At 53.7% G+C, this 15386-nt stretch carries 16 protein-coding genes; 11 read left to right on the top strand and 5 right to left on the bottom strand.

Annotation, left to right across the window (positions count from 1 at the left end; translation table 11 throughout):
* Positions 1–122: 122 nt before the first annotated feature.
* The 5 genes from Q4526_RS08355 to Q4526_RS08335 all read right to left on the bottom strand — a co-directional run bounded on the left by Q4526_RS08355 (position 123) and on the right by Q4526_RS08335 (position 4165).
* The gene (locus Q4526_RS08355; protein WP_215976595.1) at positions 123–569 is read right to left on the bottom strand and encodes a glutaredoxin family protein; all 447 of its coding nucleotides are present in this window, start codon (positions 567–569) and stop codon (positions 123–125) included.
* 83 nt (positions 570–652) lie between these two features.
* Positions 653–1372 (bottom strand): YebC/PmpR family DNA-binding transcriptional regulator, encoded by a 720-nt coding sequence (locus Q4526_RS08350; protein ID WP_215976594.1) that lies wholly within the window; start codon positions 1370–1372, stop codon positions 653–655.
* A 73-nt stretch (positions 1373–1445) separates the two neighbouring features.
* A complete protein-coding gene (locus Q4526_RS08345) occupies positions 1446–2279 on the bottom strand; it encodes a CPBP family intramembrane glutamic endopeptidase (protein WP_215976617.1) in 834 nt (277 codons plus the stop codon).
* Positions 2266–3411, bottom strand: coding sequence for a GNAT family N-acetyltransferase (locus Q4526_RS08340; RefSeq protein ID WP_215976593.1), 1146 nt, complete (start codon positions 3409–3411; stop codon positions 2266–2268). Before Q4526_RS08340 ends, Q4526_RS08345 begins: the two co-directional genes overlap by 14 nt.
* Positions 3404–4165, bottom strand: coding sequence for a polysaccharide lyase (locus Q4526_RS08335; protein WP_303609591.1), 762 nt, complete (start codon positions 4163–4165; stop codon positions 3404–3406). The genes Q4526_RS08340 and Q4526_RS08335 overlap by 8 nt, the downstream gene beginning before the upstream one ends.
* Before the next feature lie 287 nt (positions 4166–4452).
* Here Q4526_RS08335 and gspC point away from each other — a divergent pair, with 287 nt between their 5' ends.
* The 11 genes from gspC (at position 4453) to gspM (ending at position 15385) form a co-directional block, all read left to right on the top strand.
* A complete protein-coding gene (gspC, locus tag Q4526_RS08330; RefSeq protein ID WP_215976592.1) occupies positions 4453–5502 on the top strand; it encodes a type II secretion system protein GspC in 1050 nt (349 codons plus the stop codon).
* A gap of 42 nt (positions 5503–5544) precedes the next feature.
* Positions 5545–7542, top strand: a complete 1998-nt coding sequence (gene gspD, locus Q4526_RS08325; RefSeq protein WP_303609590.1) for a type II secretion system secretin GspD — start codon at positions 5545–5547, stop codon at positions 7540–7542.
* A gap of 63 nt (positions 7543–7605) precedes the next feature.
* The gene (gspE, locus tag Q4526_RS08320; protein ID WP_215976615.1) at positions 7606–9099 is read left to right on the top strand and encodes a type II secretion system ATPase GspE; all 1494 of its coding nucleotides are present in this window, start codon (positions 7606–7608) and stop codon (positions 9097–9099) included.
* A 12-nt stretch (positions 9100–9111) separates the two neighbouring features.
* A complete protein-coding gene (gspF, locus tag Q4526_RS08315) occupies positions 9112–10347 on the top strand; it encodes a type II secretion system inner membrane protein GspF (protein WP_215976590.1) in 1236 nt (411 codons plus the stop codon).
* A 164-nt stretch (positions 10348–10511) separates the two neighbouring features.
* A complete protein-coding gene (gene gspG, locus Q4526_RS08310) occupies positions 10512–10958 on the top strand; it encodes a type II secretion system major pseudopilin GspG (RefSeq protein WP_215976589.1) in 447 nt (148 codons plus the stop codon).
* Positions 10959–10964: 6 nt separating this feature from the next.
* Positions 10965–11516, top strand: coding sequence for a prepilin-type N-terminal cleavage/methylation domain-containing protein (locus Q4526_RS08305; RefSeq protein WP_215976588.1), 552 nt, complete (start codon positions 10965–10967; stop codon positions 11514–11516).
* Positions 11513–11887: a type II secretion system minor pseudopilin GspI gene (gene gspI / locus Q4526_RS08300; protein WP_215976587.1), complete on the top strand. Its 375-nt coding sequence runs from the start codon at positions 11513–11515 to the stop codon at positions 11885–11887. The genes Q4526_RS08305 and gspI overlap by 4 nt, the downstream gene beginning before the upstream one ends.
* Complete coding sequence (gene gspJ, locus Q4526_RS08295) at positions 11880–12587, top strand: type II secretion system minor pseudopilin GspJ (protein ID WP_215976586.1); 708 nt, start codon at positions 11880–11882, stop codon at positions 12585–12587. The genes gspI and gspJ overlap by 8 nt, the downstream gene beginning before the upstream one ends.
* Positions 12571–13671 (top strand): type II secretion system minor pseudopilin GspK, encoded by a 1101-nt coding sequence (gene gspK, locus Q4526_RS08290; RefSeq protein WP_215976585.1) that lies wholly within the window; start codon positions 12571–12573, stop codon positions 13669–13671. The genes gspJ and gspK overlap by 17 nt, the downstream gene beginning before the upstream one ends.
* On the top strand, positions 13668–14903 hold the full coding sequence (gspL, locus tag Q4526_RS08285) for a type II secretion system protein GspL (RefSeq protein WP_215976584.1): 1236 nt from the start codon (positions 13668–13670) through the stop codon (positions 14901–14903). The genes gspK and gspL overlap by 4 nt, the downstream gene beginning before the upstream one ends.
* Complete coding sequence (gspM, locus tag Q4526_RS08280) at positions 14900–15385, top strand: type II secretion system protein GspM (protein WP_215976583.1); 486 nt, start codon at positions 14900–14902, stop codon at positions 15383–15385. Before gspL ends, gspM begins: the two co-directional genes overlap by 4 nt.
* The last annotated feature ends 1 nt before the right edge of the window (position 15386 follow it).

Here is a 15386-nt window from a genome sequence, read left to right as displayed (position 1 = left end):
AGGTGGGAGTAAAAGGTTTATGTCGGTTTGTTGGCACAAAAAATAAAGAAATGTAATGCACAGTAAACAGCTGGCCACGACTACTGGAATCGTGCGTTAGTAATAAATAATTTTAGAGCGCTTTAAGGGCGGTATATCTTTTCAAATTTAGAGACACTCCAGCCGCGCATGGTGGTATCCCCAATACGCAGTACGGGCACCCCTTTCCCCTGTAATTTATCGTACTCGCGTTTGGCTTGTTCGGAGGTTTCGATATCGCGTTCAACATAATCGATATTGTTGTCTGCAAAATAGCGCCGCGCTTTTTTGCAGTAGCCGCACCAGCTGGTGGCATACATAACAATTTTTTTCGGCAGGTTTAATTTGATCTCTTGTTGCCCATAGACCGATTCAGGTACGGCTTGATGCTGGTAAGAGTTAACCTTAGGCGTGACGGATTCGGCTTGAATGTGGTCTGGTTTGCTATCGCTGTAATGGGTTTTACCCTGCTCATCCACCCACTTGTAAATTTCACCGTAAGCCGGCAGCGAGAGTAATAAAGCCAGTAGAAATCCGTTGAGTATTTGCATTATTCGATCCTTGAAGTTGCCCGTTAAAAAAATACCAGGTGTTCCGCATTAAGCTAAAACCGGAACACCTGATTATTGCTGTATTACGACATTTCGGCGTTGTGATAAACCCGTTGAACGTCGTCTACATCGTTGAGCATATCCAGAAATTTTTCCATCATTTCGGCTTCGTCACCGCTGATTTCGGTCATGGTTTGTGGCACAAACTGGATTTCATCCACATCGAAATCAACGCCTTCAAAGGCCTCGGTCAGGGCATTGCGCGCCTTGCCGTATTCGGTATTGGGGGCAAAGACGGTGATTTTGCCTTCATCTGCCTCGATATCGGTGACGTCTACATCCGCCATCATCAGCGCTTCCAGTACCTGCTCCTCGTCGTCGCCATCGAACACAAAAATAGCGCTGTGGTCGAACATATGGCTGACGGTGCCTGAGGTACCCAGCTTGCTTTTGGTTTTGTTAAAGCAGGTACGAACATCGCCGATGGTGCGGTTTGGGTTGTCGGTTAAACAGTCGACGATCACCATAACATTGCCAGGGCCGAAGCCTTCGTAACGGGCGGTGGAGAAGTCTTCACCGGCGCCACCATTGGCCTTGTCCAGCGCTTTTTCAATCACATGGCTAGGCACTTGGTCTTTTTTGGCCCGATCCATTAGGCTGCGCAATGTTAGGTTACCCGACGGGTCACTGCCGCCTTGTTTGGCGCACACGTAGATCTCGCGGCCGTACTTGCTGTAGACCTTGGTTTTCGCGGCGGCGGTTTTCGCCATGGATTCTTTACGGTTTTGGAAAGCTCTGCCCATGCCAGTCTCTTATCTGTCGTCAATTTTAGTAAAGGTGTGATTTTACTCTGATTACGCGGCCACGAAAACCCAGTTAAAAAGGCCACCAGATATCAGGTATGCCGGATTTGCGTCCTAGGGCGGCAAAATCCATCGCCAATGCAATGGTTACATGGACCGCAACACCGCCCCATATGGAGCGCGAGCGCAGCGCCAGTACCCCCAAGAACAGGCCAAACAAAATTGCGCCTGTGGCCTCTAACCAAAGCTTGGGAAAGTGGATCATTAAATAGGGTACACACATAACCCAAATAGCGTTGGCCCCCATGGCGGGGCGCAGCGCATTTAGGATAAAACCGCGAAAGAAAAACTCGAGAAATATAAATTGGGCGATATACAAGCACTCCCAAGCGATTAAATCCACCCAGCTGCGCGAGGCTTTATCGTAAAACGGGTAGTGGTGAACGAAGTCTTGCCCCAGGCTCACCATGTAGACAAAAAACAAAATGGGGCTGACCAATAGCACATAACCCAGCCAGTGAGTGTGGGTTTCTCCCCAGCGCCAACCCATGTCTAGCGCTCGTTGCTTGAGTACTACACGAATCACCAGAACGGGTATAAGTACATACCCTACGAGGTGTACGGCGCTCCACCAGGCGTAACCGGCCAGCTCAAACCAGCCGCTGGCGCGAAGTGCACCAATATAGTCTTGGTCTAGATTGCCCCCCAGCCAGTGTAGTATGAGCAGTAGATTGCGCGAGTATTTACCGTAGTGAACCAGCAGTAGGCAAACACAGACACAGGCCAATACCGCCATTACCCGGCGCAGCGCTGCCGGACGATCTAGGCTGTGGGAGGGCGGCTCGGCGTCGATACGATCGAGATGGGTCAGTATATTGACGGGGTTGAGGACTTTAAGCGGGTTCATGTTTAAACGGTAAATGCTCCTTGGCATCGTTATAGTAGCCTTGCACCATAGCAGTTTCCTGCTGCAAGAAATCATCCACCGCCGCCTGAAAACGCTGGTCGCGCAGCCAGTGGTGGGACACGGTCGCTATCGGTTCAAAGCCGCGCGCCAGCTTGTGCTCGCCCTGAGCTCCGCCGTCGAAGCGCTGCAAGCCCCCGGCAATGGCGTAATCGATGCCCTGGTAATAACAGGTTTCAAAGTGCAAAAAATCGAACTCCGCCAGACAGCCCCAGTAGCGGCCGTACAGCGTTTCACTGTCTTTTAACATCAGCGAAGCGGCCACTGGCTTGTCAGCTTGGCTGGCGATAACCATCACGCAATGTTCGGCCATATTGGTTCCGAGTTGGGTGAAAAATGCTTGCCCCAAATAGCCGGCGTGGCCACTGAGTTTTAGATAAGTACGTTGATACAACGGGTAGAAGAATCGCCAGTGCTCTTCGGTCAGGGCCTGTCCGCTTAGCACTTTAAAGGTAAAACCCTGCTCGGCTACCCGGCGGCGTTCTTTTAGAACGTTTTTACGTTTGCGAGAGGTAAACGTGGCGACAAAATCATCGAAAGAGCGGTAATGTCGGTTGTGCCAGTGAAACTGCGTGCCGGTGCGCCGCGCTAAATTCGCCGAATCGAGGGCGGTGCTTTGTTCAGAATCGGGGAAAAGGCAGTGCCAGCCAGATAATTCGCACCGCTCGCATTCGCGCTTCATGGTGGTAATGGCATAGTCCAGCACGTGCTGCTCCTGCCAGCGCCCTAGAATTCTCGGCCCATAACAAGGGGTGAAAGGTACCGCCGAAATAAGCTTGGGATAGTAATCTAAACCCTGATGCTGGTAGGCATCGGCCCAGGCCCAGTCGAAGACATATTCGCCGTAAGAATGCGCCTTAATAAACGAGGGAATTAACAGGGCCGGCGTGCCGCCCTCCTCCACCAACAAATGGTAGGGCTGCCAGCCAGTATTGGCCGTCGTTGCCCCCGAGTGCTCAAGGGCGGTTAGCCATGCGTGTCGATTAAATGGGTAGTCTGTGCCCGCTAGTGCATCCCACAGGTGGGCTGGGCACTGATCGATGGAGGTTAAAAAGTGATGGGTCAATTCAGTCATGATTTAATGGCACTGACTTTTTGTAAGGCGAACAGGTTACTTTAGTATTGGGGTCAAAAGCGGCCAACAAACTCTCGATACTGTCACTCTGGCGCGCGTTGTCGATTAATAGGGTGGCCGCCGAGTCTTCGCGGCTGCGCAACAGGCCTATTTGGGTAAACATAGCGTCGGTTTTATTGGCTCGGGTTTGCATGGTTTGGTTAAACACTTTGATGCCGTCGTGCCAGATAGTGACCCGGCCTAGATTGGGGGCGAGGGAAAAGTGGATATGCATCGCCAGATCGTGCCAAACGCCGGCACTGGCCCCGTCGGGTAAATGCCAATAGGCCGAATCGGCGCCACTGGCTTGAAAGCTAAGCGCAGTGCCGTGGATATTGAAGCGCATTTGTTGTTGCCATGAGTCTTGCGCTTCCCAATAGCCGAATTCATGCTTGGCGACTGATAACGGCTGAGGCAAGAAAAAGCTCCAGCCCAGAAACACATCCGCACCCTCGCGAGTATCGGCCGGCTTAAAGTGAAGCTCGCTACGATTGAGGTCGGGGTTGCCGTGCCAGAGAAACGATTCGGCGCCAGTAATGGTGATGTCGGCGGCGTAATTGCCCTCGTAGACACAATCAGACTGGACGCTGATCCCTTGCGGGTGTGTGAGATAGGGCCATTGGGACAAGTCGCCGGTTTCAAAATCACCGCGCCAAAGCTGCCCAGCCATTGTGTTCGAAGCCAGTAGAGATAAAAATAATAGTAGCGATTTCACGCTAGCCTCTCTTATCAAATGGGGTTGCATTAGCAGCTTAACGGTGAGTAATAAGCGCATTTTACGCATTTGGAGCTAAGTTAATGCAGTTTTTGCTCACCATTTCATGCAAACAGGGAATAAAAGCTGCAAAAAAACTGTCACAATCGCTGCGTAGCCTAGCCGCCAACGCTGCATCGCTTCGCTTTTACAGGGCGGTTCCAGTACAATCGGTCGGCTCAGGATATATGATGCATGAAATTTGAAGAACCTGAAGAGCTTAGCTCGGCACAACGAAAATCATAAAAATGCAGAACTTTTCCCTACAAGATACTGGCGCCGACAACTCCAAACGCCTCGGCAAGTTCGCTGGCCGCGTTGGTCACGCTTTGGGTAAAATCCCATTAAGGCGCTGGCAAGCCCTCGTTTTGCTGCTGATTGTTGTGTGGCTTGCACACAGTCTCGCCCAATTTTTCTGGGCCCTTGCGCCTCAGCCGGAGATCGCGCCGGCCCAGGTGGGAGCCAATACCGTAACCGCCGCGAGTGCTGGTGATAGTAAAAGTGCTGTTGATATTATCCGGTTGCGCGAGCTCTCGGTGTTTGGCAGCTCTAGCGGCGAAACCGAAGGCATTGAAGAGGACCCCGCGCTCACCAATGAGCCGCTTGAACCGCAAATTGAGGATCAAGCCGTAGACACTAAGCTTTCGCTGGTGCTGCAAGGGGTAATTAATTCCAGTGACAGCCGCGCCGCTCGCGCTATTATTGCCGACGCAAAAACCCAGCAAACCTACGGCCCAGGTGATGAAATTAAGAATATGCGCGGTGTAAAAGTCGCTAAAGTGCTCGATTTGCGCGTTATTCTCGACAACAAAGGTCAATACGAGTCGCTCTGGCTGTATAAAGACCAGCCCGGTGGCCAGACGGTAGCGCGTCGCTACACCCCCCCGGCCGATAGCCCCAGCCGTAGTCGAGCCGACGAGGAAGACAGCACCGCGGAAGACCAGAGCGAACAGGTCTCCGGACCCATGCGCCGGGATACGCCCGCGGCCAAAGACGAAGATACCAGTGTCTCGGTGGATCAATTAGGGCAAAATTTATCCGATGTTGTCGCTTTTAACATTCACCGTGGCAGTGATGGACAAATTCAAGGTTATAAAGTGCGGCCCGGCCGCAACCCCGCTGCATTCGAAGCGGTGGGTTTAGAGAACGGCGATATCGTCACAGCGGTGAATGGAACCACACTGGACAATCCCGGTCGCATTATGGAAATTTACCGCAACTTAGGTCAAACCACATCCGCCAGCCTCGAAGTCGAGCGCAATGGTGACATAGTGATCATTGACGTTGAGCTGGATTAAGTGAGGTTCTTAGTGAGAAGGTGTTATTCCCGCATTCAAGTCGTGTTGTTTACGATTGCTTTGGCCATAGTGCCCATGGCGCAGGCCGACGAGCAAACCTGGATGGTAAATTTTAAAGACTCCGATATTCAGGAAGTCATTAAGTTTATTGCCGAGGCCACCGAAAAAACCATCATTATTGACCCCAAAGTGCGCGGCCAGGTGAAGGTGATCTCGGATAAACCGGTCAATCGGCAAGAACTCTACGGTCTGTTTTTATCCATTCTCGATGTACACGGCTTTACCGCAGTGGAAAACGGCAAGGTAGTGCGTATTGTACCGAACCGCGATGCCCGCTCGCTGCCTATACCCAGTGCCAACAGTGGCAACAGTGGCACTGATAATGACGCCTACATGACACATGTGATTCAGTTGGAAAACATCAGTGCCGCCAAGCTGCTGCCGGTGCTGCGCCCGTTGGTACCCCAACACGGCCATATCTCCGCCTACGACCCAAGCAACGCCATTATTGTCACCGACACCCGGGCCAATATCGACCGCCTAATGGATGTGGTAAAACAAATCGATAAAGCGGCAGTAATCAGCACTGAACTGGTAGAGCTACGCTACGCTCAAGCCGAAGCCATTGTTAAGGTGATTCAGCAGCTGGAAAAACCCGACGCCCAGCGCGGCAACGCCTCCGCGCCGGTGACCGTTGTGGCCGACACCCGCATTAATGGTGTTTTAATCAACGGCGACGATATGCAACGTCAGCGCATCAAGGAGTTAATTCGCCGTCTCGATCGCCCGCAAATTACCAATTCCAATGTGCGCGTGGTTTATCTCAAGTACGCCAAGGCCGAGCAAGTGGCTCAGGTTTTAACTGGCGTTTTGCAGAATATGCAGAAAATAGAATCCGATGGCGCTAAGAGTTCTAACTCGCAAATGAGTGCCAGCGTACAGGCCGATGAAGACACTAACGCCATCCTCATCACCGCCGACGGCGACACACTGCAATCCCTGATGGTGTTGGTCGAAAGCTTAGATATTCGCCGCGCGCAGGTACTGGTGGAAGCGATTATTGTCGAGCTTTCCAGCTCTGATGCCGCCGAGCTCGGTATTGAGTGGATGTATCGTGATGAAAGCGCCGGTTTTGGTAGCTCAGTGAACGATGCTGCCAATGATTTAGGCCTTATTGGGGGAGTTGCTCAAGGTGCTTTTGATGATAGTGATTCTGGTTTGCTTAATTTGGCTCAAGGATTAGCGGGCATTCCTGGGCAAGTATTTGGTATAGGTCACTTGGGTAATTCTACCGATATGCTGGCGGTATTAAAGTTATTAAAAGCCAATGGCGCCACGAACATTCTGTCGACACCGAGCCTGCTGACCACTGATAACCACGAGGCGGAAATCTCGGTAGGTAAAAACGTGCCCTTTGTTACAGGTTCTTATACCAGTACTGGGAGTGGTAGCAGCAACCCCACCAACCCGTTCAATACCGTTGAGCGCAAAGATGTGGGTATTTTGTTAAAAGTGACCCCTCATGTGAACGATGGCGACACTGTGGTGATGGATATTTCACAAGAAATTTCAAGTGTTGATGACAGCGCGGCCCAGAGTAACGGTATCGTAACTAATCAACGCAAAATCGACACTCAAGTTATGGCAGCGTCAGGTGAAATCGTCGTGCTGGGCGGCTTAATTCAGGACGATGTGAGTACTTTTGAACGTAAGGTACCTATACTCGGCGATATTCCTATCATTGGTAACTTGTTTAAGAGTCAGAGTAAAAACACCTCTAAAACAAATCTCATGGTGTTTATTCGCGCCAGTGTAGTGCCCGATGACGAAATGCTACTAGGTGCCACGGCGGAAAAATATCGCCATATTCGTGAGAGCTTGCTTGATCAACGTGATACTACAAACTTGATTACTAGCCCAGACGACATTCCTATGCTACCCGAGTGGGAAGAACAACTGCGCAAGGTACAGCGTCGCTACGAGAGCGAAGAGTCTGACCCAGAGCCCGCGCCTGTGCCAGAAGCCGAGGCAGGAGAGTAAGCCTTGAACAGCGAAATTTCGGAACCGGCCGAACTGCCGGAGGGCTTTGACAGCGGCGACGCTATAGAGGAAGAAGAGCATCTGGCCGCCAGCGCCGGTGAGAGCCCGCGCTTGCCCTTTAGCTTTGCCTCAGATCACGGCGTCATGCTCGACCCGGAACAACCCGGCCGGGTGCTGCACAAGCCCGGCTTAAAGCTGGAGGCCCTAACCGAGCTGGCGCGCTATTTCGCTGGCGATATGACCCTGCAAGAGCTGGATAACGACAGCTTTCAGCAGCGCCTGACCCGCGAGTACCAAAGCAGTGACGGCGCCGCCCAGCGCGCCGCCGAAGACTTGGGCGCCGAGTTCGATCTATCCAGTATGGCCGATGATCTGGCCGATCGCACTGACCTATTGGCCGGCGATGACGATGCGCCGATTATTCGCCTTATCAACGCTATTTTGTCTCAGGCCGTGCGCGAGCAGGCCTCGGATATCCATTTGGAACCCTTTGAAGATCGAGTGTCGGTGCGGTTTCGCACCGATGGTGTACTCAGTGAAGTGCTGTCCCCCAAGCCCGAGTTGGCGCCGGTGCTGGTGTCGCGCTTAAAAGTGATGGCGCGGCTCGACATTGCCGAAAAACGCCTGCCGCAAGACGGCCGCATTACCGTACGCCTGGCCGGCCACGCGGTAGATATTCGCGTTTCTACCATACCCTCGGCCCACGGCGAGCGCATTGTATTGCGTCTGCTCGATCAGGCCGCCGGCCAGCTTAAGCTGGAAGAGCTACAAATGCCGACCCTGGTACAGGAGCGCTTTGGCCACGCCTTAAAACGTCCGCACGGTATTATTCTGGTCACCGGCCCCACCGGCTCGGGTAAAACCACCACGCTCTACGCCGGGCTCAGCCATATCAATGCGCCCAGCCGCAATATTCTCACCATCGAAGACCCGATCGAGTACCTGCTGCCCGGTATCGGCCAGACTCAGGTCAACACCAAGGTGGATATGACCTTTGCCCGCGGCCTGCGCGCCATTTTGCGGCAAGACCCGGACGTAGTCATGATCGGTGAGATTCGCGATTCCGAAACCGCCGACATCGCCATTCAGGCCAGTTTAACCGGCCACTTGGTGCTCTCTACCTTGCACACCAACACCGCCATCGGCGCGATCATGCGCTTAAAAGATATGGGTGTGGAGCCCTTTCTGCTCGCCTCCAGTATCGAGGTGGTCATGGCCCAGCGCTTGGTGCGCAAGCTGTGCAAGGAGTGTAAAGAACCCTATCAGCCGGTGGAATCCGAGCGACAAATGCTGGATTTACCTGAAGGCCAATCGGTGTATCGCGCTAAAGGCTGCGACAAGTGCAATCAAATGGGCTACCGGGGCCGCAAAGGGATATACGAGCTGATCGAAATCAACGAGCAAATGCGCCACCTGATTCACGAAGAAGCCGGCGAGCAAGAGCTGATTGCTGAGGCGCGCAAGCAGTCCGAATCCATCAGCGCGGACGGCCGCCGCCAGGTGGTGGAAGGCGTTACCAGCCTTGAAGAAGTGCTGCGCGTCACCACCGCAACTTAAGGCTGAATTATCATGGGTGCCTATAGCTATCGCGCGCTGAACCAATCCGGTAAAACCGTTAAGGGAATCCTTGAAGGTGATAGCGAGCGCCAGGTGCGCGCCCAATTGCGTGCCAAAAACCTTAAACCGTTGGAAGTCTCCGATGCCGGCATGCGCGCTCGGGTCACAACCACCGGGGAGAGCAAAGGCTTCACTTGGTTTAAGACCACCCCCAAACTCAAACCTCGCGACCTGAGCCTGATTACCCGCCAACTGGCCTCGCTGATCAGCTCTGGCCTGCCGTTGGACGAAGCCCTGCAGGCCTCGGCCAAACAGGCGCAAAAGCAGAGCATTAAGCAAGTCGTGCTGCAAATTCGCACCAAGGTGCTGGAAGGTTTTTCCCTCGCTCAGGCGCTGTCAGAGCACCCCAACTCGTTCGACGATATGTACCGCGCCATGGTGCGCGCTGGCGAAAGCTCGGGCTTTCTAGGGCCGGTGCTAGACCGTTTGGCGGAGCACACGCTTAACTCACAACAGCTTAAAGCGCGTCTAAAAACCGCCATGATTTACCCCATCGCCCTGCTGGTGTTAAGTCTGGCCGTGATCATCGGGCTTATGGCCTTTGTGGTGCCGGATTTGGTCAAGCTATTCGCCCACTCCAGCCGCGAGCTGCCGTTTTTAACCCGCGCATTAATCGGTACCAGTGATTTTATCGTCGGCTACGGTATTTGGGTGTTGGCCGCCGGTGCCGGTGCCGTCTACGGTATTAAACGTCTGTTAAAAAACGAGCGGCGGCTGCGCCGCTGGCACCAAATTCAGTTGCGCCTGCCGGTGATTGGCAATGTGGTCAATCAATCCAACTCGGCGCGTTTTGCCTCGACGTTAAGCTTGTTAATGTCCAGCGGCGTGCCCCTGCTACAGGCGCTACGCATTGCCGGACAGGTAATGACTAACCGTGTCTTGCAAGATGCCTGTGAGCAAATAGCCAATCAAGTGCACGAAGGCACCGCGCTTAATCGGGCTATGGAAAAGGCCGACTGTTTTCCGCCTTTGCTGGTACAAATGGTGGCCAGCGGCGAAACCAACGGTACTTTGCCAACGCAACTGGAACACGCTGCGCGCGATCAACAGCGCGAGCTGGAGATGGTACTGGCGGTATCCTTAGGTCTGATGGAGCCGGCCACTATTGTTTTTATGGGCGGCGCGGTGCTGGTTATCGTACTGGCCATTTTGCAGCCGATATTTGAAATGAATCAGATGGTGGGATGATAATTCAGCTGAACGCTGAACGCTGAACGCTGAACGCTGAACGCTGAACGCTGAACGCTGAACGCTGAACGAATTTTTCCATATCAGTAAGGTCACAAGTCAAATTATTAGGCGTTGCGCGTTATGCATATCGCGTTCTGCCAACATCGACGGAGTAAACACACATGCAACACACAACACGCCAAAGCGGCTTTAGTTTGATTGAAATTATGGTAGTGGTGGTGATTATTGGCCTGTTGGCCAGTATCGTCGCGCCTATGGTGTTGGATCGGGCCGAAGAGGCGCGAATCAATAAGGTCAAAGCCGACTTTAAAAGCATTCAGACCGCACTTAAGCTCTATCAGCTGGATAACTATGTATTTCCCTCCAGCGAACACGGCTTAAAAGCGCTGATGACCGAGCCCACCCTGTCGCCCGTGCCGCGCAATTACCGCGCGGGCGGTTATCTGGATCAGGTGCCAATGGACCCCTGGGGCAGCCCCTATTTGTACATCAGCCCCGGGGAAGCGCGTCCTTATGATATATACACCTTGGGCGCCGACGGAGTTTCCGGTGGCACCGGTCCGGCAGCAGATATCAGTGTCTGGGATCAGGATCTGCCCGAGCAGTAATGCCCTATGCGTTCCATTGCCCGCGGCTTTACCCTGATCGAGATGATGGTGGTGGTTCTGATCATCGGCCTGAGCGCGGGTATGGTTACCCTAGCCATTTCTCCCGATCGGGCCGGCGAGTTAGAAAAGGCGGCGGATAAATTATTACTGCAAAGTGAATTTGTCGCCGAGCAAAGCACCCTGACCGGTGAGGTTATTGGGCTCTTTGCGCGCCCCAACTCAACCGCTGAGGGTGAGCAGTGGTGTTATCGCTGGCGCCGTTTTCGCGATAGCAGCTGGACGCCGGTGTCTGAGGCTTTACCTGATCAGTGTCTGCCAGCCGATACCGGTGTGGAGATGATCGTCGAGGGCGAGCCCTACGAGTTCGACCCCAATACTACCAGTGTCGAACCCGTATTGATTTTTTACCCCAGTGGCGAGGCCACCCGTTTTGAGGTTGCACTGTTCCCGTTGTTCGACAACGATGAAGAGGTACAGCGCTTGGATGTGGACATGATGGGCCGCGTGCGCTGGCTTAACCGCGACCCCGAACTGGCTGATTGGGAGAATGAGCGGTGAAAAAAATTGGCGGGTTTACCTTAATCGAGGTGATGGTAGCGCTGGCGATTGTTGGCACGGCCCTGCCCGCCCTGATGATGCTGATTACCAGCCAGCTGCAGGGCGCGGGCATCACGCGGGATAAAACACAGGCCTATTGGGTAGCAGAAAACCAACTGACCCGTATAACCATGCGCGACCGGTTGCTAGAGCAGTACACTATTCCCGACAGTGAATCCGGCACTGTCGAGCGCGATGGTGTACGTTGGTACTGGGAGCTCAACAGCCAGGACACCGAAGTAGAGGGTTTTAAACGCCTCGATATGCGCGTCAGTCTGGAGGCCGAGAAAGACGATAATCTCGCTACCTTGACGGGGTTTATCAATGAATAAGCGCCGTTTCCCGCGACAAAGAGGGTTCACCCTGATCGAGGTCATTATCTCCCTGGCGATTACCGCGGTGATTATGACCTTCAGTTATCAAGCCTTTAGTACCGCCTCGCGCAGCGCCGAGGCCACCAAAGAGGTGATGACCAACATCAACCGGCTGGATCGCACTTGGCAGATACTGGGCAAAGATCTGCGCCACCTACTGGCCCCGATTGACGCCAGCGACGACCCCACCATCACCACCGGTGTGCGCCGCCCCTTCCGCGGCGCCAGTCTGTACGACGACACCAGTGGCGATCAGCTTCTGTTGCAAATGACCCGCAGCGGTTGGCTTAACCCCATGAATCGCGCCCGCAGCGATATTCAACAAATTATCTACCGGGTGTCGGACGGCGTGCTCTGGCGCGACTACCGCCCCGAACGCAATTTTGTAATTGAAGACTGGCTGTTTGCCGAAGACTTAATTAAGCAGGAAATGCTGACAGATATACACAGCATTGAGCTGAAATTCTTATCCGCCGCGCGCGCCGGGCAGCAGGGCACAGGGGTGCTGGACGGCGATGATTTTGCCCGCGATTGGGATGAACTCTGGCCCGCTACGGATTCGGCCGGCATTGACACCAGCCTGCCTATTGCCGTGTTGATCCGCATTGAACTCGAAGACGGTCTGATCAGTGAGAGGTTGTATGACCTCTCCAGCTAAAGCGCCGCGTCATCTAGAGCGCCAGCGCGGCACTGTGCTTATTTTGGCCATTTTGATCGTCGCTTTGGTGGCAGGGTTTGCCATTAAGGCTTCGCGCGATTATCAGTTCAGTATTGCTCGGGCCGAGGCGCGCTGGCACGGCGCTCAGGCCGAGGCCTATTTGTCCGGCGCCGAGCGTCTGGCCATTTACTTTTTAGAGTTGGATGAAAACCCCGAAGTCGACAGTCTGCTCGAGCCCTGGGCGATGGAACTGCCGCCATTTCCCATTGAAGGCGGGATGATTTTGGCGCAAATTGAAGATGCCAGCGCGCGCTTTAACCTCAACACGATTGGCACCAGTCTAAACAACACCGAAGACAATAATCCCAACAGTCCGGCGCGCTTTAACACGGCGCAAAAACATTTTCTGCGTTTACTGCAAAGCTTTCCCGAGATTTATCCAGTGTCGCCGGAAGAGGCCATCGCCATACTGGAGGCGCTGGTAGACTGGACCGATAGCGACCATAACATCACCGGTTTTATGGGGGCCGAACGGGATTATTATCTAGCCCTTGATCCGGCCTACCAGCCGGCTAACACGCCCTTGACCAGCGTCGATGAGCTGCGTTTGGTGCGTTATATGACCCCGGAGCTCATGCAATTGCTGCGGCCCTTTATTACCGTAATTCCAGCCGGAGAAGATGCGGGGGGCGGTTTTAACGTCAACACAATACCTTCTCAGTTACTGCGAACTTTTAACTCGGACGATATACTCACACCTCTCACGGTAGAAGAGGCCAGCACTATTGTCTCCGAGAACGGAGAATATGCCACCGTTGAGGAATTTACCGAAAATACCGCTTGGGACAGTATCATCAGCAGTGATAAAGGTATCGATGCCGGTTTGGTCCAAGTGAACACTCAGCACTTTTTAGTCACCACCAGGGTGCAGCTGGGAGAGCAGCGTCGCAGTCGCCAGAGCCTGCTGCAACGCAGTGACGAGTCTTTTGACGTTGTGCACCGGCGCGACGTATACGATTACATACTCAGTCTGGAGCAGGCGCCTGCGCCCTCTGGCCAACAGGAAGCACTAACAAACCCATGAGCGACTCTCTGACGCTGTACATAAGCCATTACGGCAGCGACTTTACTTGGTTGTTTCGCCGCAAAGACCTGCCGGATGAGTTGGGTCACGGCGATACGGAAGCCCTGTCCAACACCCTGGGGGATGGTAACCACCAAGCTAAATTGATTGTCGGTGGCCCGCAAACAGTGGTGCGCCGGCTTAGCTATGCTGAGGCAGAAAAACGCCATCTGCGCAAATTAATGCCCTTCCAGCTGGAAGAAGAAGTGGTGGGCGATATCGACCAATTTCACTTTGCCTTCGGCACCCCCGCCAACGGTGAAATTAATCTGGTCTACACCGAGCGGGCACCGTTGCAAGCACTGTTCAGCGCTCTGACGGATATCAATGTCGAGGTAGTGCAAGCGTTGCCGGCGGCTCTATTGCCTAGCTGTCCCACGGAAACCGACGCCCAAGAGCCCGCCGACATCTGGGCGATTCACTGGCAAGATCAACTAGTCAGTGTTCGCTTTGGTGAAAGCGCAGGTTTTACAATTAATGCCAATAACTTTAATGTGGCCATCGAGTTACTGCTGACCTCGCAAAACCGAGTGACTCCGCCACAGTTAAAATTAAGCGCACCGGATGAAAGCCAGCTGGAACAGCTGCAACAACAACTGCCCGCTAGCCTGAGCATTGCCCAGGGTGACACTCGAATTTGCTCCCTGTGGGATTTTGAAGCCGACGCCGGCACGATTGATCTATGTCAGCGCGAATTCTCTCAGCGTTTGCCTATTGAGCGCTGGTGGGGCAACTGGCGTAAAGTCGCCTATGTCGGCGTCGCCGCGTTGGTGGTTTATCTTGCCACCTTGTTGTTTTCCATCAATCAATTGCAAAACGATAATCTGGAAATACGCCGCAATATCGAGCAAGTGTTTCGCACCGTGGTGCCCAACGGGCCGGCCATCGACCCCGAGCGGCGGCTGCGTATTATGGCGCGCGATCTAGAGCCGAGTACCGGTGGCTCCGCGGTCATGGTGTTGTTGGATCGAGTATTGCCTGCGGTGGCCGAAGGGGGTGTAACCCTCAAGGGTGTGTATTACTCCAGCGACAACGCGGAGCTTAGCCTCAATCTACAAGCGGAAACGTTTAACGCCATCGAGTCGTTGCGCGGGTCGCTGGAAGGTCAGGGCCTAACAGCGGAGCTGCTCTCTGCCAGTGCCCAAGGCAATACCCATGCCGCCCGTATACGAGTTAAACAGGAGCTGCAATGAACAAGGTTTTCGCTACACTGGCCCAGTACAACCGCCGCGAACAAACTATTTTACTGGTTGGCGCCCTCGCGGTTGTGCTCTATATATTGTGGATGGCGGTTCTGTCCCCACTGCAAGATAAACGCACGCAACAGATTGCCACCAATGCCAACACCAGCGCATCGCTGGAGCGGGTAAAACTAATGACCGCGCAAATTAAGCAGGCGCAGTCACTTGAGCGCAGTGCTAATAACTCGTCCGGCACAAATATCAGCCAGCTGATTGACTCCACCTTGCAGTCCAATGGTCTGCGCATGAGCGGTTTTCAGCCCGGCACTCGCGGTGAAGTACGAGTGCGGCTGGACAATGTTAATTACACCGCCATTATGCAGTGGCTGTACGATCTGGAGTATCGCCACGAAGTCACGGTAAAGGATTTATCCATGGCCGCGACCAGCACCGCGGGTAAAGTTACGGCCAATATTCGACTCAGTAAAGACTAAG

This window comes from Gilvimarinus sp. 2_MG-2023 (assembly GCF_030547685.1).
GTDB lineage: Bacteria > Pseudomonadota > Gammaproteobacteria > Pseudomonadales > Cellvibrionaceae > Gilvimarinus.
Note: the sequence above shows the minus strand (reverse complement) of the source record. Positions and strands in the feature narration are given on the sequence as shown.